Below are 18164 nucleotides of genomic sequence, written 5' to 3'. Positions count from 1 at the left end.
ATGGCGGAACTTTCCACCGTCGCGCGACCCTACGCCAGAGCGGCGTTCGAGCACGCACGCGATCACCAGGCGCTGGACGACTGGTCCGAGTGGCTCGGCAAGCTGGGCCAGGCCGTCGCCGTACGCGACGTGCAGAAGCTGTTGTCCAGCCCGCGCCTCGCGCCCGAGCGCAAGGTGGCCATGCTCATCGAGCTGACCGAGGTCACGCTCGACGACTCGGCCAAGGCCTTCCTCGACGTGCTGGGCGAGAAGGGCCGGCTGGCGGCGCTTCCCGCGATCGCCGAGCGCTTCGCGTATCTGCGCGCCGAGCATGATCAGCGCGTCGAGGTCACCGTCGTCTCGGCCTACGCGCTCGACGACAAACAGCAGAACAAGCTCGCCGGCGCGCTCAAGAAGCGGCTGAATCGCGAAATCTCCATTACCACTCAGGTGGATCCGAAGCTTATCGGGGGCGTCATCCTGCGCGCCGGCGACACCGTCATCGACGGGTCGGTGCGCGGTCGATTGAACCGCCTCTCCGAAGCTCTTACCGCTTGAGTCCGAGGGACATGGCATGCAGCAACTGAATCCTTCCGAGATCAGCGACATCATCAAGCAGCGTATCGAAAAGCTGGATGTCGCATCCGAAGCCCGTAACCAGGGCACCATCGTCAGTGTCTCCGACGGCATCGTGCGTATTCACGGCCTCGAAGACGCGATGTTCGGCGAGATGATCGAATTCCCCGGCGGCATCTACGGCATGGTGCTCAACCTCGAGCGCGACTCCGTGGGCGCGGTGGTGCTGGGCGACTACCTCCAGCTCGAAGAGGGCATGACCGCCAGCTGTACCGGTCGCATCCTCGAGGTGCCGGTGGGCCCCGAGCTGGTCGGCCGCGTGGTCGACCCGCTGGGCAACCCCATCGACGGCAAGGGCGAAGTGGGCGCCAAGCTGACCGACGCGGTGGAAAAGGTCGCCCCGGGCGTCATCACCCGCCAGTCGGTGGACCAGCCGATCCAGACCGGCCTCAAGGCGATCGACGCCATGGTGCCGATCGGCCGCGGCCAGCGCGAGCTGATCATCGGCGACCGCCAGATCGGCAAGTCGGCGATCGCCGTCGACACCATCATCAACCAGAAGGGCAAGGGCGTCATCTGCGTCTACGTGGCCATCGGTCAGAAGCAGTCGACCATCGCCAACGTGGTGCGCAAGCTCGAGGAGCACGGCGCGATGGAGCACACCATCGTGGTCGCCTCCGGCGCCGCCGACCCGGCCCCGATGCAGTTCCTGGCACCCTACGCCGGCTGCACCATGGGCGAGTACTTCCGCGACCGCGGCCAGGACGCCCTGATCGTCTACGACGACCTGACCAAGCAGGCCTGGGCCTACCGCCAGGTGTCGCTGCTGCTGCGCCGTCCGCCGGGCCGTGAAGCCTATCCGGGCGACGTCTTCTATCTCCACTCGCGTCTGCTCGAGCGTGCCGCTCGCGTCAACGCCGACTACGTCGAGAAGTTCACCAACGGCGAAGTGACCGGCAAGACCGGCTCGCTGACCGCGCTGCCGATCATCGAGACCCAGGGCGGTGACGTCTCCGCGTTCGTTCCGACCAACGTGATCTCGATCACCGACGGCCAGATCTTCCTCGAGACCGACCAGTTCAACGCAGGCATCCGTCCGGCCATCAACGCCGGTCTGTCGGTATCCCGCGTGGGTGGTGCGGCGCAGACCAAGATCATCAAGAAGCTCGGCGGCGGCGTGCGTCTGGCACTCGCCCAGTACCGCGAGCTGGCGGCCTTCTCCCAGTTCGCCTCCGACCTGGACGAAGCCACCCGCAAGCAGCTGGAGCACGGTCAGCGCGTCACCGAGCTGATGAAGCAGAAGCAGTATTCGCCGCTGTCGGTGGCCGAGATGGGGGTGTCGCTGTACGCCGCCAACGAAGGCTTCCTGGATGACGTCGACGTCAGCAAGGTGCTGGACTTCGAGCGTGCGCTGCACGACTACATGAGGTCCGAGCACGCCGATCTGCTCGACAAGATCAACCAGACCGGCGACTACAACGACGAGATCCAGCAAGGGCTGAAGCAGGGTCTCGAGCAGTTCAAGGCCACTCAGAGCTGGTAAATCCGCCGGCCCGCCCGCGAGGGCGGGCCATGGACATCTTCTGAGGGCCACGAACGAGGTAGATCGCTATGGCAGCTGCAAAAGAGATACGCACCCAGATCGGGAGCATCAAGAATACGCAGAAGATCACCAGCGCCATGGAAATGGTCGCTGCGTCGAAGATGCGTAAAGCGCAAGATCTGATGAAGGCCAGCCAGCCTTATGCCCGGCAGATCCGCAACGTGGCCAGCCATCTGGCCGACGCCAACCCCGAGTACAAGCACGACTACCTGGTCGAGCGCGACGAGGTGAAGCGGGTCGGCTACATCGTGGTATCCACCGATCGCGGCCTGTGCGGCGGCTTGAACGTCAACCTGTTCAAGGCCGTGGTGAAGAGCGCCGTGGCGTGGCGCAAGGAGGGCGCGGAGCTCGACTTCTGCGCCTTGGGCAGCAAGGCCGGCGGCTTCTTCCGCAACTACGGCGGCAACCTGGTCGCGGCCAAGAGCGGCCTAGGCGAATCGCCCGAGATGAGGGACCTGATCGGCAGCGTCAAGGTGATGTTGGACGCCTACGACGAGGGGCGTATCGACCGCCTCTTCGTGGTGTACAACGAGTTCGTCAACACCATGACGCAAAGGCCGGTGGTTCGTCAGTTGCTGCCGCTCGCTCCCGACATGGGAACCGATGCGGACGACGAGGACAACAAGCGTCCCGGTAGCTGGGACTACCTGTATGAGCCGGATGCCAAGGCGCTGTTGGATAGCCTGCTGGTTCGTTTCATCGAATCCCAGGTGTATCAGGCGGTGGTCGAGAACGGGGCCTGCGAGCAGGCGGCCCGGATGATCGCCATGAAGAACGCCACCGACAACGCCGGCAGCCTCATCGACGATCTGGAGATGGTCTACAACAAGGCCCGTCAGGCCGCCATCACCCAGGAGATTTCCGAGATCGTCGGCGGCGCCGCTGCCGTATAGCGCCTCGGAAGCGCTGCGGGCGCTTCCCGGCACACAGGTTTCATTTGCAGGTTTTTGAGAGGATCGCAAGATGAGCGGACGTATCGTACAAATCATCGGCGCGGTGATTGACGTCGAGTTTCCGCGGGACAGCGTGCCCAAGGTCTACGACGCGCTCAACGTCGCCAACTCCGAGACCGTGCTCGAAGTCCAGCAGCAGCTGGGCGACGGCGTGGTGCGCACCATCGCCATGGGCTCCACCGAGGGTCTGAAGCGTGGCCTGGAAGTCTCCAGCACCGGCGCTCCGATCTCCGTGCCGGTAGGCAAGGAGACCCTGGGCCGCATCATGGACGTGCTGGGCCGCCCGATCGACGAGGCCGGCGACATCGGTGAGCAGGAGCGCATGCCCATTCACCGTCCCGCCCCCACCTATGCCGAGCAGGCGGCGTCCAACGAGCTGCTCGAGACCGGCATCAAGGTCATCGACCTGGTCTGCCCGTTCGCCAAGGGCGGCAAGGTCGGCCTGTTCGGCGGCGCCGGCGTGGGCAAGACCGTCAACATGATGGAGCTGATCCGCAACATCGCCATCGAGCACAGCGGTTACTCCGTGTTCGCCGGCGTGGGTGAGCGGACCCGCGAAGGTAACGACTTCTACCACGAGATGACCGAGTCGAACGTTATCGACAAGGTATCGCTGGTCTACGGTCAGATGAACGAGCCGCCGGGCAACCGTTTGCGCGTGGCCCTGACCGGCCTCACCATCGCCGAGAAGTTCCGCGATGAAGGCCGTGACGTGCTGCTGTTCGTCGACAACATCTATCGCTACACCCTGGCCGGTACCGAGGTATCCGCCCTGCTGGGCCGTATGCCCTCCGCGGTGGGCTACCAGCCGACCCTGGCCGAGGAGATGGGTGTTCTGCAGGAGCGTATCACCTCCACCAAGGTGGGCTCGATCACCTCGGTGCAGGCGGTCTACGTTCCTGCGGACGACCTGACCGACCCGTCGCCGGCCACCACCTTCGCCCACCTGGACGCCACCGTGGTACTGGCGCGTTCGATCGCCGAACTGGGTATCTACCCGGCCATCGATCCGCTGGATTCCACCTCGCGCCAGCTCGACCCGCTGGTCGTCGGCGAGGAGCACTACGACACCGCCCGCCGCGTGCAGGGCGTGCTGCAGCGCTACAAGGAGCTCAAGGACATCATCGCGATCCTGGGCATGGACGAACTGTCCGACGAGGACAAGCAGACCGTGGCCCGCGCGCGCAAGATCCAGCGCTTCCTGTCGCAGCCGTTCTTCGTCGCCGAAGTCTTTACCGGCTCGCCGGGCAAGTACGTGCCGTTGAAGGAGACCATTCGCGGTTTCCAGGGCATCCTCGACGGCGAGTACGACAATCTGCCGGAGCAGGCCTTCTACATGGTGGGCAGCATCGACGAAGCCGTCGAGAAAGCCAACCAGATGAAGTAATCCCGTCCACTGGGGGACTTCGCTATGGCGAAAAGCTTCACATGCAACATCGTCAGCGCCGAGGCCTCGATCTTCTCCGGTGAGATCGAGCAGATCGTGGCTTCGGGCATCATGGGCGACCTGGGCATCCTGCCCGGGCACGCGCCGCTGCTGACCGAGCTGCAGCCGGGCCCCATCCGTGTGATCCACGACGGGGGCCAGGAGGAGAACTACTACGTGTCGGGTGGCTTCCTCGAAGTGCAACCGGACGTGGTGACCGTGCTGGCCGACTCGGCCGCACGGGCCAGCGACCTCGACGAGGCCGCTGCCGAGGAGGCCCGCCAGCATGCGCTGCGTGCCTTCAACGAGAAGTCGGCGGAGATGGACTACACCCGTGCCGCCGCCGAGCTCGCGGAAGCCGTGGCCCAGCTGCGCACGATCCAGCAACTGCGCAAGAAGGGCGGCAAGGGCTGATTTCCGCCCGGCTGCCACGAAGCGCCCCCCGAACACCGTTCGGGGGGCGTTTTCGTCTCTGTTATCATGAGCGAGCGGGTTTCGGGAGTCGTCCGGGCCCATATGCATCCGCCATGCCGTGGTGACGCTTCCCACGGCGTGGCTCCAGGAGAGCGCCATGTCGTTGAGCGAACAGCTGCAGGAACACAAGGAAACCCTGATCCTTGCCCTCGAGCAGGAGGATCGCGAACGCCTCGACCAGTGGCTTCCCGAGCTGCGCGCCGCGGACCTCTCCGAGATACTCGAGGAGATGGCCGAGGAGGACGACGATCTTCCCAGTGTCCTGAAGCTGCTCGACTTCCTGCCGCTCGAGCGCCGCGCCAACGTCCTGGGGTATCTCCCCGACGAAGTCCAGCTCGAGGTGGCCGAGGCCATGACCGATGAGCTGCTGCTCTCGGTGCTGGAGGAGATGGGATCGGATGAGCGCGCCGACCTGTTCAACCTGCTCGGCGAGGACCGCCAGGAGGTGCTGCTACGGCGTATGGCGCGCCAGGAGCGCGAAGACCTCAAGCGCCTCGCCAGCTACGAGGAGGGCACCGCCGGGGCGATCATGACCTCGGACTACGTCGCCATCCCCAGCGGCATGACCGTGTCCCAGGCGATGATGCGGGTGCGCCAGACGGCTCCCGACGCCGAGACGGTCTATCAGCTCTACATCATTGACCCGGAGGGTAAGCTGGCCGGCACGCTGTCGCTGCGCCAGCTGATGGTGGCGCGGCCCGGCGCTCAGGTCGACGACCTGATGATCAAGGACGTCATCAGCGTGCCGGTGGACGAGGCGCAGGAAGAGGTCGCGCGCCTGGTGGCGCGCTACGACATGCTGGCGGTGCCGGTCACCGACCACGACGAGCGCCTGGTCGGTATCGTGACCCACGACGACGCCATGGACGTCGCCGAGGAGGAGGCCACCGAGGACTTCCACAAGGGCATGTCCATCGGCCAGCTCGAGGACGGCGTCAGCCGGGTACCGCTGTGGAGCCTCTATCGCAAGCGGGTGACCTGGCTGGTACTGCTGGTGTTCGCCAACCTCTTCTCCGGGGCGGGCATCGCCTACTTCGAGGACACCATTGCCGCCCAGGTGGCCCTGGTATTCTTCCTGCCGCTGCTGATCGGCAGCGGCGGCAACGCCGGCGCCCAGGCTGCCACGCTCACGGTGCGCGGCATGGCCACCGGCGATGTCGGCGTCAAGGACTGGAGCAAGCTGCTCGGGCGCGAACTGCTGGTGGCCGGCTCGCTGGGGCTGACCATGGCGCTGGCGGTGGCGCCGATCGGCGTGATGCGCGGCGGCGAGGCGGTGGCCATGGTGGTGGCCGCCAGCATGGTGACCATCGTGCTGTTCGGCAGCCTGCTCGGCATGTGCCTGCCGTTCATTCTCAACCGAGTGGGCTGGGACCCGGCCACCGCCTCGGCGCCGCTGGTGACCACGCTGATCGACGCCAGCGGTGTCCTGATCTACTTCAGCATCGCCACGGCGGTGCTGACGGGACTCTAGCGGGCGGGCGCGAACGGCACCCCGGCGTGGCCCCTCGCTGCTGCCGGCCGGGGGCGAACAGAATTGTAACGAGACACGGCGGACAAGCGGCAGGGGGACGTGTATCCTCTTCGCGTCCTGCCGTGCGTCGGCTGTCAGGCTGCGCACGTCCTTGCCAACAGGAGAGCGCCATATGGATTGGCTTCAGGTCGTCGTGCTGTCAGTGGTTCAGGGCCTGACCGAATTCCTGCCCATCTCGAGCTCGGCCCACTTGATACTGGTGCCGGTGCTGACCGAGTGGAACGATCAGGGGCTGGTGTTCGACGTGGCGATGCACCTGGGCAGCCTGGCGGCGGTGGTGCTCTACTTCCGCCACGATCTGAAGCGCATGGGGGCGAGCTGGGCCCTGTCCCTGCGCGGACGAAGCCTGCGCGGGGGCAGCGTCGATCCCGATGCCCGGCTGGCCTGGTGGGTGCTGCTGGCCACGATCCCGGTCTGTGTCGTCGGCTTTGCCTTCCACGACGTCATCGAGGTGGGAATGCGCTCGCCGATCCTGATCGGGATCACCCTGATCGGCTTCGGTCTACTGCTGGGCTATGCCGACTGGCACAAGCGCGGGGGGCGCAGCGAGTATCAGTTGACCCTGCGCGATGCGATGCTGATCGGCCTGGCCCAGGCGCTGGCGCTGATTCCCGGCACCTCGCGTTCCGGCATCACCATCACCGCGGCGCTGCTGCTCGGCATGAGCCGCGAGGGGGCGGCGCGCTTCTCGTTCCTGCTGTCGATCCCGGTGACGGCCCTGGCTGCGGGCCTGGAGATCGTCGGGCTGGTGCAGATGCCGCGCGGCATCGACTGGCCGGCGATGGGCGTTGGCGTGATCCTGTCGGGGGTGAGCGCCTACCTCTGCATCCATTACTTCATCGCCTTCATCAAGCGGATCGGCATGCAGCCGTTCGTCATCTATCGCATCGTGCTCGGACTATGGCTGCTGTGGATCTTCGGGTAGCCATGCCACACTCGTCGAGGAGTCCTGTTACCATGAATCCCGTCCTGCGTCCTGTGGTGATCTCTGTGCTGTTCCTGGGGCTGCTGCTGGCCGGCTGCTCCGAGAGCGATCGACCGCTGGAATCGCCGGTGCGCCTGGAGGGAAGCATCTTCGGCACTTTCTACCAGGTGACCATCGCCGACAGCCTGACCCAGGGCCAGGCGCGCGAGCTGGAGGAAGGGCTGCTCGAGGTGCTCGAACAGGTGGATGCCGCCATGTCGATCTATCGCGACGACTCGGAGCTGATGGCCTTCAACCAGGCGCCGCTCGGGGAGTGGCAGCCACTCTCCAACGAGCTGATCGAGGTGCTGGCGATCAGCCAATCGGTGGCCGAGGCGAGCGACGGCGCCTTCGACGTCACCCTCGGCGGCCTGGTCAACCTGTGGAGCTTTGGCTCCGAGGCACGCCCTAGCGAGGTGCCCGACGACGAGACCCTCGAGGCGCGCCTGGCCGAGGTCGGTCCCGACAGCATCGAGGTCGATGAGAACGCCCTGCAGGCACGCCGGCTGCGCGACGTGTTCGTCAACCTCGGCGGCGTGGCCAAGGGGCACGCCACCGATCGGGTTGCCGCCTACCTCGACGCCGAAGGCATCGAGCACTACCTGGTCAACCTGGGCGGCGATCTGATCACGCGCGGCTACCGCGACAGGCAGGCCGAGCCCTGGCGCATCGGCATCGAGGCGCCGCTCGACGATCGCCAGGAGGCCACGCATATCGTGCCGCTGCACGATATTTCAGTGGCGACCTCAGGCGATTACCGCAACTATTTCGAAGAGAATGGGCAACGCTTCTCGCACACCATCGACCCGCGCAGTGGGCGCCCCATCGAGCATCGCGTGGCGTCGGTGACGGTGGCCCACCCCTCCAACGCCTGGGCCGATGCCTGGGCCACGGCGATGATGGTGCTGGGCGAAGAGGGCTTGGAGCTGGCGCGCGAGCAGGGCCTCAAGGTGCTCTTGCTGGTGCGCGAGGACGAAGGCTGGAGCAGTGTCGCGAGCCCCGCCTTCGCCGATTACCTGGGCGGGGAACTGAGTGACGAGATGGGCCTGGAAGTGCGCTGAGCCGCCGCCTTGAGAACGGCGCGACCGCCCCGTCGATAGCCGAGGGCGGGCCGCCGGGCCCCCGATGAACTGGAGCCAATCGAATGGACAAGGAGTCTTCGATGACCCTGGATGTGGTGATACTGGCGGCCGGGCAGGGCACGCGGATGCGTTCGACTCTGCCCAAGGTGCTGCATCGCCTGGCCGGCAAGCCGATGGTGCGCCACGTGCTCGATACCGCACGCGAGCTGGAGGCGGAACGCCTGCACGTGGTGGTCGGCCACGGTGCCGAACGGGTGCGCGAGGCACTCGCCGACTATCCGGTGCGCTTTGCGCTGCAGGCCGAACAGAAGGGCACCGGACATGCGGTGACGCAGGCACTGGATGATCTGGGCGACGGCAGGGTGCTGGTACTGTACGGCGACGTGCCGCTGATCCGGCGCGAGACCCTGGCCAAGCTGCTGGACGAAGTGGGCGAGTCGCGCATGGCGCTGCTCACCGTGACGCTGGACGACCCGAGCGGCTACGGCCGCATCCTGCGCGACGCAGACGGGCGGGCGGTGGCCATCGTCGAGCAGAAGGATGCCAGCGAGAACGAGCTGGCGATCCGCGAGTGCAACACCGGCATCATGGCCATGACCGCCTCCCAGCTCAGGCGCTGGCTGCCGCGGCTCTCCGCCGACAACGCCCAGGGCGAGTACTACCTCACCGACATCATCGCCATGGCGGCCGCCGAGGGGGTCGCCATCGCCACCGCCCAGCCGGCCGACCCGCTGGAGGTGGAGGGGGTCAACAACCGCCTGCAGATGGCACGCCTGGAGCGGGCGCATCAGGCGCGCATCGCCGACGAGCTCATGGTTCAAGGGGTGGCGCTGCTCGATCCGTCGCGTCTCGACGTGCGCGGTCGCCTGAGCTGCGGGCACGACGTCGAGATCGACGTCGGCTGCGTGTTCGAGGGCGAGGTGGAGCTGGGCGAGGGCGTGCGGATCGGCGCGCACTGCGTGATTCGCGACAGCCATATCGGTGCCGAGTGCGTGATCGAGCCGCATAGCGTGATCGAGGGCGCCGTGGCGGCCGGGCACAACCGCATCGGACCCTTCGCCCGGCTGCGTCCCGGCACTCGCCTGGCGGTGGGCGCCAAGGTGGGCAATTTCGTCGAGACCAAGAACGTCGAGGTGGGCGAGGGCAGCAAGATCAACCACTTGAGCTACGTGGGCGACGCGCGGCTGGGGCGTGACGTCAACGTCGGCGCCGGTACCATCACCTGCAACTACGACGGCGCCAACAAGCATCGCACCGAGATCGGCGACGACGCCTTCATCGGCTCCAATACCGCCCTGGTCGCCCCGGTCAGCGTCGGGCGTGGCGCCACGGTCGGTGCCGGTTCGACCATCAGCAAGGACGTGCCCGACGACGCCCTGGCCGTCTCCCGCGGACGCCAGATCGCCAAGGCCGGCTGGGCACGGCCGACCAAGAACACTCGAGACTGAGGCAAGCGCGAGGAATCGTCATGTGTGGAATCGTCGGTGCCGTTGCCGAGCGCAACGTGGAAGGGATCCTGCTCGAAGGGCTCAAGCGGCTGGAGTATCGCGGCTACGACTCGGCCGGCATGGCCGTGCTCGGCGCTGCCGGCGAGCTGCAGCGTCGCCGGGCGCTGGGCAAGGTGGCCGCCCTCGAGGCCCTGCTCACGGAGACCGCCCTGCCGGGCCGCTGCGGTATCGCCCACACCCGCTGGGCCACCCATGGCAGGCCCAGCGAGGAGAATGCCCACCCGCATCAATCGGGCGATCGGCTGGCGCTGGTGCACAACGGCATCATCGAGAATCATGAGCCGCTGCGGCGTGAGCTGCAGGCGGCCGGCTACGCCTTCTCCTCGCAGACCGACACCGAGGTGGTGGCTCATCTGCTGGAGCGTGAATACCGTCATGGCGACGGTCTGCTGGCCGCCGTGCAGCGCGGGCTCGCGCAACTCGAGGGTGCCTATGCGCTGGCGGTGGTCCACACCGACGAGCCCGATGTCATCGTCGGCGCACGCAAGGGCAGCCCGCTGGTGGTGGGGGTGGGCATCGATGAGGCCTTCCTCGGCTCCGACCCGCTGGCGCTGCTGCAGGTCACCGATCGTTTCATCTACCTACAGGAAGGCGATGTGGTGCGCCTCTCGGCCGGCGGCAGTATCGAGATCTTCGATGCCGAGGGCCAGGCCGCTCAGCGCCCGATCCAGACTTTCGAGCACGGCGACGGCGCGGCCAGCAAGGGCGAGTACCGTCACTTCATGCAGAAGGAGATCTTCGAACAGCCGGCGGTGATCGCGGCGGCCCTCGAAGGGCGGCTGGGCGAGCGCTCGGTGCCGGCCGAGTGCTTCGGCCCCGACGCCGAGGCGCTGTTCGCGCGGGTCGAGCAGCTGCATATCGTGGCCTGCGGCACCAGCTACCACGCCGGTCTGGTGGCGCGCTACTGGCTCGAGCGCTATGCCGGGATACCCGTGCAGGTGGAGGTGGCTTCCGAGTACCGCTATCGTACCGTGGTGGTGCCCGACAACACCCTGTTCGTCACCCTGTCGCAGTCCGGCGAGACCGCCGACACCCTGGCGGCGCTGCGCTTCGCGCGCGAGCAGGGCTACCTCGGCAGCCTGGCGATCTGCAACGTACCGGGCAGTTCGCTGGTGCGCGAATCGGACCTGACGCTGATGACCCAGGCCGGCCCCGAGATCGGCGTCGCCTCCACCAAGGCCTTCACCACCCAGCTCACCGCCCTGATGCTGCTGACCCTGGCCATGGGACGGGTCAAGGGGCTCGCGGCCGAGACCCAGGCCGAGGTGGTAGCCGGCCTGCGCGGCCTGCCGCGGCTGGTGAGCCGCGTGCTCGAGCTCGACGACGCCATCGAGGCGCTGTCCACGGCCTTCGCCGAGAAGCAGCATGCGCTGTTCCTCGGTCGCGGCGCGCACTTCCCGATTGCGCTGGAGGGAGCGCTCAAGCTCAAGGAGATCTCCTACATCCACGCCGAGGCTTACCCTGCCGGCGAGCTCAAGCACGGACCGCTGGCGCTGGTCGACAGCGAGATGCCGGTGATTTCCGTCGCCCCCAACGACGAGCTGCTCGACAAGCTGAAGTCCAACCTCCAGGAGGTGAAGGCACGCGGCGGCGAACTCTTCGTCTTTGCCGACGAGGGGGTCGGCCTCGCGGAGGAGGAGGGCGTCAGGGTGTTGCGGCTGCCCCACGTTCACGATGCCCTGGCCCCGATCCTCTACACCGTGCCGCTGCAGCTGCTGAGCTACCACGTGGCGGTACTCAAGGGCACCGACGTCGACCAGCCGCGCAACCTGGCCAAGTCAGTGACGGTGGAATGATGCCGCTGTGAGTCGACTTACCTTTCTCGTGTCTTGTCGTTACACTCCGTTATGAAGTCGGGCAGCAATAAGCGTGCCTCATTGCCGCCTAATTTCAATTAAACCAAGAACGAGAAAAGGATATCGACGTGGGGAAAGGAAAGCAGCAGGGAAACTCCCTGAAGAAACCGCTGGCGGCCGTCGTCGGGTTAGCGCTCATCGCCGGCCTGGGGGCCCCCCATTGGATGGGGCGCCAGATAGAGCGACAGTATGCCGATTACCTTCACCAGTTCGGCAGCCTCGAATATATCCAGATCGAGAACCCGAGTTACGAGAGGGGCTGGTTCGAAGCGCGAGCCAGCTATGAACTCGTTCTCGAGCCGGAGTTCGCCCAGGCCTACCAACGGCTGCTCGCTGAGGACATGGCGCTGGAGCTCGAGGGCGAGCCGCTGCGGATCGCCATCAGCGACCGCATCGTCCACGGTCCCTTCATGGGCGCTCTGGCCCGCCTCGAGGGGCGGATCGAGGCGTCGGGCTGGCTGTTCGATCAGCTGGTCCAGTGGGAGGAGGCCGGCGCTCTTTCGCGCTACGAGGCAAGCGTGGGCTTCGATCGCGTGGTGAAGGGCGAATGGGCCCCCCAGGAGATGACGCTGGTCGCAGGTCCGCTGCTCAGCGAGGCGGGATTCGACATGCGCTACGTCGCCGATTACCTGGGTGGCGATTTCCGCTACGACCCGACCATGGGCGAGTACCGCAGCAGCAACCGCCTGGGGCAGGCCCGGCTGGAGGAGCCTGGTGCCGTGCATACCTTCGAAGGTGCCACCTCCAACCTCGTGGTCTCCTTCCCCCAGGGCGTGCTGCGTGAGGTCACCTTCACCTCCGACGATGGCCCGATGCTGAGCCAGAGCCGTGACCCGGCGCAGACGGGCGATTCGCGAATCGATGGGCAGAACGTCGAGGTCCAGCTCGACTTCGACGAGCAGGGGCGCTTCGCGAGCGTCGACAGCCGTTTTGCCATGCGGGGCTTCGAGGCCGAGGAGCCTGAGCTGTTCCTGACCCTGCAAGGCATCGAGGCCGATTTCAAGGCGACACGCCAGGGCGAGACCAGCTGGTACGGCCAGCTTGGGCTGAACCTCGACGGCATGACGGTACGCCAGCAGCAGTCGCCGGGCTTTGAAGCGCAGAGCGTGAACTATCGCCTGGACGTTGAGCCGGAGTCCGATTCGCAGTTCCGGGTGGCGCAGCTGGTCGCGTCCCGGGATCTACGCATCCAAGGCATGGAAGAGCCGATCGCGTTCCACCTCGAGTCGAGCTATGGCCAGCTTCCGCGAGAGGCGTACGACACGCTGTGGCAACTGGTCTACGAAGCGATCGACGTCTTCAGCCTGGACGACCCCGACGCCGTGCTCCCGGTGTTCGAACGTATCGAGCAGGCGAGCGAGACGCTGATGGCCGGTCGCTCCGCCTTCACCTTCAAGCCGGTGTCGTTCAGCATCGGCGATGCGGATGCCGACCTGTCACTGGACGCCGACCTGGCCCTCGAGGATCTCGACGCCTTCGATCAGCACAAGCTGCTGGCGCCGGACAATCGCCTGGACCTGAGCGTGAACGCCTCCGCGCTGCTGTTGCACAAGGTCGCCCGCGAGTCGCTGCGACAGCAGTACGGGGTGATGATCTCGGACAACGAACTCGATGCGATGGCCAAGGAGATGGTCGCCCAAGGCCTGCAGCCGATGCTGGAGCTCGGCGTGGTGCGTCGCGAGGAAGGGGACCGCTACTCCTTGCACCTGCAGCTCGAGGATGGCCAACTGCGGATGAACGGCGAACCCGGCGAGTGGCTGCTGGGCCAGTTCTGAACCGATCTGCGGCGCGTTGATGGCTGGCTGGCGCGCTCAGCGCGCCACCCAGCCACGCCGGATCAGCGGGGCGAACAGCAGGCGATAGAGCCGCATGGCCACGTGGTGATAGAACGGCAGGATCAGCCAGGTGCGGCTGGCGCCGACCAGCGTGGCCGTGACCGCCGCCAGCAGCAGGGCGCCGAGCATGTCCTGCGGGAAATGCACACCGAGGAAGATCCGCGCCCAGGCCACCGGGAGTGCCAGCAGCAGCAGATAGCGACCGATACGCCGGGTGCCGGCATGCAGCAGCAGGCTGAAGGCCATGGTCAGCATGATCGTTGCGTGGTTGCTGGGAAAGCCGGGGGTCGGGGCGTGCTCCAGGAAGGTTTGTCCGACCGGGACCATGAAGGGCCGCGGGCTGGGCCAGAGGAAACCGAGCAGCCAGCTCGCCGCCAGGGCGAGCAGGGTGGCGACGAAGGCCTCGAGCAGCGGACGCTTCAAACGGTCGCTGCCGCGTAGCCAGCCGATGACCAGCAGGGCCGGCACCATCCAGATCAGATAGACGGCGAACACCTCCGCCAGCAGCAGCAGGCGAGGATCGCTGTCGGGTGCAGCGTTCAGGCGGGTGAACAGGGCAAGATTGAGCGTCGTTTCCATGGGCGTTGTAGCGCGGCGGTGGGCGCGTCTTCCTTGTGCGGCGGGGCAGCTCATGCTGCCACTCGCGGCGCGTCGCTTCCGATTATTTTTGTTACAGGAGCATGACAAGGTTGTCCGGACTGTATCTGGGTTTGCCCATGTGGGCCAACCCCGAGTGGTGTGGCTCCCTTTATCCGCCCTACGCGGGCCAGTCAGGCTGGCTGGCGGACTACGCCCGGGTCTTCTCCGCGGTGGAGGGCAACACCACCTTCTACAGTGGCGCACCCCGGGCGGAGACGGCGGCCGCCTGGTCGCGCCTGGTCCCTCCGCACTTTCGCTTCTGCTTCAAGCTGCCGGCGGCACTGACCCACGAGCGGCGCCTTCACAACATCGAAGCGGACTTCGACGCCTTCGTCGATTCGCTCGCCCCGCTGCACGAGCGCCTGGGGCCGCTGCTCGTTCAGTTGCCGCGCGACTTCGGCTTCGCCGAACTGGCCCGCCTCGAGGCGCTGCTCGCGCGCTGGCCGACCGGGATCCCCTGCGCCGTGGAGGTCCGCCACCCCGAGTTTTTCCACAAGGGGACAGCAGAAGTCGCCTTGAACCGCCTGTTGATAACTCACGGCGCCAACCGCGCGATGCTCGACGTTCGTGCGCTTTTCTCGACCCCGGCAAGGGGCGATCCGGCACTGGCCCACGCTCAGAATGAAAAACCAAGATGCCCATTACACGTGCTTTCCACGGGAGGCCAGCCGCTGATTCGCTTCATCGGTCATGTGGACGAGACCATCAATCTTCGCTACTTCCAGCCCTGGATCGGCCAGATCAGGTTGTGGATAAATCAGGGGAAAACCCCTTTTCTGTTTGTGCATACCGCCGATAACCGACAGGCTCCGCAGCTGGCGAGACGGCTTTTCCAGGCGCTTTCCGGCGCCCTCGGCCTGTCGCCTTTGAGCGATTTCGCCGGGGAGCGGCAAGCGCGCCTGTTCTGACCGCCATCGCAACTGGCGTTCGAGCGTATGATCGGATAAATTTGCCGACATTCGAGCCAGAAACCTTCCGATCTACTGAGTTTTTGCGCTTGAGAAAGATCAACAACCAGATACACAACAACAGGTGAGTCATGTCTAAACTCGTACATGCGCAATGGTCGTCGAAGATGACCTTCGTGCTCGCCGCCGCTGGCTCGGCGGTGGGGCTGGGCAATATCTGGAAGTTTCCCTACATGGTGGGCGAGAGCGGCGGGGCGGCTTTCGTCCTGGTCTACCTGCTCTGCATCGCCGTCATCGGCCTGCCGATCCTGGTCGCGGAGTGGCTCATCGGCCGGCGTGGCCAGGAGAACCCGATCAATGCCATGGCCGAACTCGCCCGCCGTGGCGGACACCTGCCGGCCTGGGTGCTGGTGGGCGTGAGCGGCGTGCTCGGCGCCTTCCTGATTCTCTCCTTCTACAGCGTGATCGGCGGTTGGTCGCTCTCCTACACGCTGGGTTCGATCACCGGCACCTTCAGCGGCCAGGATGCCGAGGGCGTCGGCGGCGTCTTCACCGGTATGCTGGGCAGCCCCGTTACCCTGCTCTTGTGGCATACCGTGTTCATGCTGCTGGTCATCGGCATCGTCGCCCGCGGCGTGACCAAGGGGCTCGAGGGGGCCGTGCGCACCATGATGCCGGCGCTGGTGATCCTGATGCTGGTCCTGTTGGGCTACGGCATGACGACGGGGCATTTCGGCGAGGCACTCTCTTTCATGTTCCGGCCCGACTGGGGCGCCATCAGCGGTGAGGTGGTGCTGGCCGCCATGGGTCAGGCCTTCTTCACCCTGTCGCTGGGCATGGGCATCATGATGGCCTACGGCTCCTACCTGGGCGAGGAGGTCAACCTGCTGGGTACCGCCCGCACGGTGATCCTCCTCGATACCGGCATCGCCCTGCTGGCGGGGCTGGCGATCTTTCCCATCGTGTTCGCCAACGGGCTGGACCTCAACTCGGGACCGGGGCTGATCTTCGTCACGCTGCCGCTGGCCTTCGGCAATATGACCGGCGGTACCCTGCTGGGGCTGATGTTCTTCCTGCTGCTGACGTTCGCCGCCCTGACCTCGGCCATCTCGCTGCTGGAACCGGTGGTGGAGTTCGTCGAGGAGCGCACGCCGCTGTCGCGCGTCGTGGCCACTCTGGTCAGCGGCGTCGCGGTCTGGGCCCTGGGCATCCTCGCCCTGCTCTCGTTCAACCTGCTGGGCGAGTTCCTGATCCTGGGGCTCAACGTGTTCGATCTGCTGGACACCTTCACCAGCAAGATCCTGCTGCCGCTGACGGGGCTCGGCGCGATCCTGTTCGTCGCCTGGTGCCTGGATCGCCAGAGCGTGGCCGCCGAGCTCAATCTCTCCGGTGCCGGTCAGTCGCTGTGGGTGGTGGTGGCGCGCTACGTGGCGCCGCTGGGCGTGGTCGCGGTGTTCCTGCACTCGCTGCTGGGCTAAGGCCTCCCTCCAGGCCCCGGGCTGCGGGGCCTGGCGTGGGTAGCGAACGGCCGCCGGTGGGCGGCCGCTTCAGTGTTTCTCCTCGTCGGCCAGGTCGGCGATGTCGCGCTCCAGCTGCTTGAACTCCTGGTGTAGCTCGATGCCGCGTCGGGCGCGCAGGTTGCGCTGGGCGGCGCTGCGGGAGCGCTTTTCGTGCTCGGCGACGTTGATGCTCATGAAGATGTCGAGAAGTTCGTTCTTGACGGAAGTGACCCGTTCGACCTTACTCATGATCGACTCTCCCTTCTTCTTCTGTGCCTTATCTTCTCTCGTCCAGCAAGATCAAATCACAGCATCTTTACTATACCCTACTTGACAGTTTCGTGACGAAGTGGGCCATTCCACGCTCCCCGCCGGGAAACTCCCCCAAGCGGGGCGGGATCAGGCATACTGACCCCTGCGTTCGTCAACCAAGGAGTTCCGCGTGAGCCGCGCCCTGTTCGATGAAATGAGACGCCGCATGGAGCATTTTCGCCGCTCCGAGCAGAAAGTGGCGCGCTTCGTGCTGCGCAACCCCGACGAAGTGATCCACATGCGCATCGTCGACCTGGCCACCGAGGCCAAGGTCAGCGAGCCGACCGTGGTGCGCTTCTGCCGGGCCCTCGGCTGCAACGGCTTCCAGGACTTCAAGCTCAAGCTGGCGCAGATGCTGGCCTCGGGCAGCCAGTTCGCCCAGTTCTCGATGAACGACGACGATTCCGTCGCCGAGTTCTCGCAGAGCATCTTCGACTCCACCGTGGGCACCCTGCTGTCGGTGCGCGACCGGCTCGACAACGACGCCATGAGCCGGGCGATCCAGGCCCTGGCGATGGCCAACCGGGTCGAGTTCTACGGCTTCGGCGCCTCCGGCGCGGTGGCCTTCGACGCCCAGCACAAGTTCTTCCGCCTGCAGATCTCCACCGCCGCCTACGCCGACCCGCACATGCAGAACATGTCGGCGGTGACCCTCAAGGAGGGCGACGTGGTGGTGGCGATCTCCCAGACCGGCCGCACCCGTGCCCTGGTGGCCAGCGTGCGCCTGGCCCGTGAGGCCGGGGCCACGGTGATCGGCCTGTGCCCCAGCGGCTCGCCGCTGGCCGAGGAGGTGACCCTGCCGCTCTACATCGACGTGCACGAGGACACCGAGATCTACACGCCGATGAGTTCGCGCATCGCCCACCTGGTGCTGGTCGATGTGCTCGCCGTGGGCGTGGCCAAGACCCGCGGGCCGAAGCTCGCCGAGCAGCTCAAGGCAGTCAAGAAGAGCTTGACGCCGCTGAGGTTTCCGGAACAGGAAGGCAAGCCTTGACCCGGCTTCGCCGCTCATAGATGAA

Annotated in this window: 16 protein-coding genes; 14 read left to right on the top strand and 2 right to left on the bottom strand. The window is 66.1% G+C overall.

Annotated features, from left to right (window positions below):
- The 11 genes from HNO51_RS20740 to HNO51_RS20690 all read left to right on the top strand — a co-directional run bounded on the left by HNO51_RS20740 (position 1) and on the right by HNO51_RS20690 (position 13727).
- Positions 1–537, top strand: coding sequence for a F0F1 ATP synthase subunit delta (locus HNO51_RS20740; RefSeq protein ID WP_197449010.1), 537 nt, complete (start codon positions 1–3; stop codon positions 535–537).
- 16 nt (positions 538–553) lie between these two features.
- A complete protein-coding gene (gene atpA / locus HNO51_RS20735) occupies positions 554–2098 on the top strand; it encodes a F0F1 ATP synthase subunit alpha (protein ID WP_209538205.1) in 1545 nt (514 codons plus the stop codon).
- A 68-nt stretch (positions 2099–2166) separates the two neighbouring features.
- Positions 2167–3051, top strand: coding sequence for a F0F1 ATP synthase subunit gamma (atpG, locus tag HNO51_RS20730; protein WP_197449008.1), 885 nt, complete (start codon positions 2167–2169; stop codon positions 3049–3051).
- Positions 3052–3121: 70 nt separating this feature from the next.
- Positions 3122–4498 carry a F0F1 ATP synthase subunit beta gene (gene atpD / locus HNO51_RS20725; RefSeq protein WP_197449007.1) on the top strand — a complete coding sequence of 459 codons (1377 nt, stop codon included), beginning with the start codon at positions 3122–3124 and terminating at the stop codon, positions 4496–4498.
- A 24-nt stretch (positions 4499–4522) separates the two neighbouring features.
- The gene (locus HNO51_RS20720) at positions 4523–4951 is read left to right on the top strand and encodes a F0F1 ATP synthase subunit epsilon (protein ID WP_197449006.1); all 429 of its coding nucleotides are present in this window, start codon (positions 4523–4525) and stop codon (positions 4949–4951) included.
- A gap of 157 nt (positions 4952–5108) precedes the next feature.
- Positions 5109–6482, top strand: coding sequence for a magnesium transporter (gene mgtE / locus HNO51_RS20715; RefSeq protein WP_209538204.1), 1374 nt, complete (start codon positions 5109–5111; stop codon positions 6480–6482).
- A gap of 172 nt (positions 6483–6654) precedes the next feature.
- Positions 6655–7467, top strand: coding sequence for an undecaprenyl-diphosphate phosphatase (locus tag HNO51_RS20710; protein ID WP_209538203.1), 813 nt, complete (start codon positions 6655–6657; stop codon positions 7465–7467).
- A gap of 32 nt (positions 7468–7499) precedes the next feature.
- Entirely contained in the window at positions 7500–8567 is a 1068-nt protein-coding gene (locus tag HNO51_RS20705) for an FAD:protein FMN transferase (RefSeq protein WP_209538202.1), read from the top strand.
- A gap of 101 nt (positions 8568–8668) precedes the next feature.
- The gene (glmU, locus tag HNO51_RS20700) at positions 8669–10036 is read left to right on the top strand and encodes a bifunctional UDP-N-acetylglucosamine diphosphorylase/glucosamine-1-phosphate N-acetyltransferase GlmU (protein ID WP_209539279.1); all 1368 of its coding nucleotides are present in this window, start codon (positions 8669–8671) and stop codon (positions 10034–10036) included.
- A 20-nt stretch (positions 10037–10056) separates the two neighbouring features.
- Positions 10057–11892 carry a glutamine--fructose-6-phosphate transaminase (isomerizing) gene (glmS, locus tag HNO51_RS20695; protein ID WP_209538201.1) on the top strand — a complete coding sequence of 612 codons (1836 nt, stop codon included), beginning with the start codon at positions 10057–10059 and terminating at the stop codon, positions 11890–11892.
- A gap of 128 nt (positions 11893–12020) precedes the next feature.
- The gene (locus HNO51_RS20690; protein ID WP_197449001.1) at positions 12021–13727 is read left to right on the top strand and encodes a DUF945 family protein; all 1707 of its coding nucleotides are present in this window, start codon (positions 12021–12023) and stop codon (positions 13725–13727) included.
- 36 nt (positions 13728–13763) lie between these two features.
- On the opposite strand, the gene HNO51_RS20685 is transcribed toward HNO51_RS20690, so the two are convergent.
- Positions 13764–14420 carry a phosphatase PAP2 family protein gene (locus HNO51_RS20685; RefSeq protein ID WP_242597167.1) on the bottom strand — a complete coding sequence of 219 codons (657 nt, stop codon included), beginning with the start codon at positions 14418–14420 and terminating at the stop codon, positions 13764–13766.
- 83 nt (positions 14421–14503) lie between these two features.
- Here HNO51_RS20685 and HNO51_RS20680 point away from each other — a divergent pair, with 83 nt between their 5' ends.
- Positions 14504–15334 (top strand): DUF72 domain-containing protein, encoded by an 831-nt coding sequence (locus HNO51_RS20680; protein WP_242597166.1) that lies wholly within the window; start codon positions 14504–14506, stop codon positions 15332–15334.
- Positions 15335–15465: 131 nt separating this feature from the next.
- Positions 15466–16812, top strand: a complete 1347-nt coding sequence (locus HNO51_RS20675) for a sodium-dependent transporter (protein ID WP_209538199.1) — start codon at positions 15466–15468, stop codon at positions 16810–16812.
- Positions 16813–16881: 69 nt separating this feature from the next.
- Here HNO51_RS20675 and HNO51_RS20670 read toward each other — a convergent pair whose 3' ends face one another.
- The gene (locus tag HNO51_RS20670) at positions 16882–17082 is read right to left on the bottom strand and encodes a PA3496 family putative envelope integrity protein (RefSeq protein WP_111415152.1); all 201 of its coding nucleotides are present in this window, start codon (positions 17080–17082) and stop codon (positions 16882–16884) included.
- 193 nt (positions 17083–17275) lie between these two features.
- Here HNO51_RS20670 and hexR point away from each other — a divergent pair, with 193 nt between their 5' ends.
- Entirely contained in the window at positions 17276–18139 is an 864-nt protein-coding gene (gene hexR / locus HNO51_RS20665; protein ID WP_197448998.1) for a transcriptional regulator HexR, read from the top strand.
- Positions 18140–18164: the final 25 nt, after the last annotated feature.

This window comes from Billgrantia sulfidoxydans (assembly GCF_017868775.1).
GTDB lineage: Bacteria > Pseudomonadota > Gammaproteobacteria > Pseudomonadales > Halomonadaceae > Halomonas > Halomonas sulfidoxydans.
Note: the sequence above shows the minus strand (reverse complement) of the source record. Positions and strands in the feature narration are given on the sequence as shown.

Coding starts and splice junctions, on each gene's coding strand:
- mgtE (WP_209538204.1), top strand. CDS start 5,109: ATGTCGTTGAGCGAACAGCTGCAGGAACACAAGGAAACCCTGATCCTT.
- HNO51_RS20740 (WP_197449010.1), top strand. CDS start 1: ATGGCGGAACTTTCCACCGTCGCGCGACCCTACGCCAGAGCGGCGTTC.
- atpA (WP_209538205.1), top strand. CDS start 554: ATGCAGCAACTGAATCCTTCCGAGATCAGCGACATCATCAAGCAGCGT.
- HNO51_RS20705 (WP_209538202.1), top strand. CDS start 7,500: ATGAATCCCGTCCTGCGTCCTGTGGTGATCTCTGTGCTGTTCCTGGGG.
- HNO51_RS20675 (WP_209538199.1), top strand. CDS start 15,466: ATGTCTAAACTCGTACATGCGCAATGGTCGTCGAAGATGACCTTCGTG.
- HNO51_RS20670 (WP_111415152.1), bottom strand. CDS start 17,082: ATGAGTAAGGTCGAACGGGTCACTTCCGTCAAGAACGAACTTCTCGAC.
- HNO51_RS20680 (WP_242597166.1), top strand. CDS start 14,504: ATGTGGGCCAACCCCGAGTGGTGTGGCTCCCTTTATCCGCCCTACGCG.
- HNO51_RS20685 (WP_242597167.1), bottom strand. CDS start 14,420: ATGAGCTGCCCCGCCGCACAAGGAAGACGCGCCCACCGCCGCGCTACA.
- HNO51_RS20710 (WP_209538203.1), top strand. CDS start 6,655: ATGGATTGGCTTCAGGTCGTCGTGCTGTCAGTGGTTCAGGGCCTGACC.
- HNO51_RS20720 (WP_197449006.1), top strand. CDS start 4,523: ATGGCGAAAAGCTTCACATGCAACATCGTCAGCGCCGAGGCCTCGATC.
- atpD (WP_197449007.1), top strand. CDS start 3,122: ATGAGCGGACGTATCGTACAAATCATCGGCGCGGTGATTGACGTCGAG.
- atpG (WP_197449008.1), top strand. CDS start 2,167: ATGGCAGCTGCAAAAGAGATACGCACCCAGATCGGGAGCATCAAGAAT.
- glmS (WP_209538201.1), top strand. CDS start 10,057: ATGTGTGGAATCGTCGGTGCCGTTGCCGAGCGCAACGTGGAAGGGATC.
- glmU (WP_209539279.1), top strand. CDS start 8,669: ATGACCCTGGATGTGGTGATACTGGCGGCCGGGCAGGGCACGCGGATG.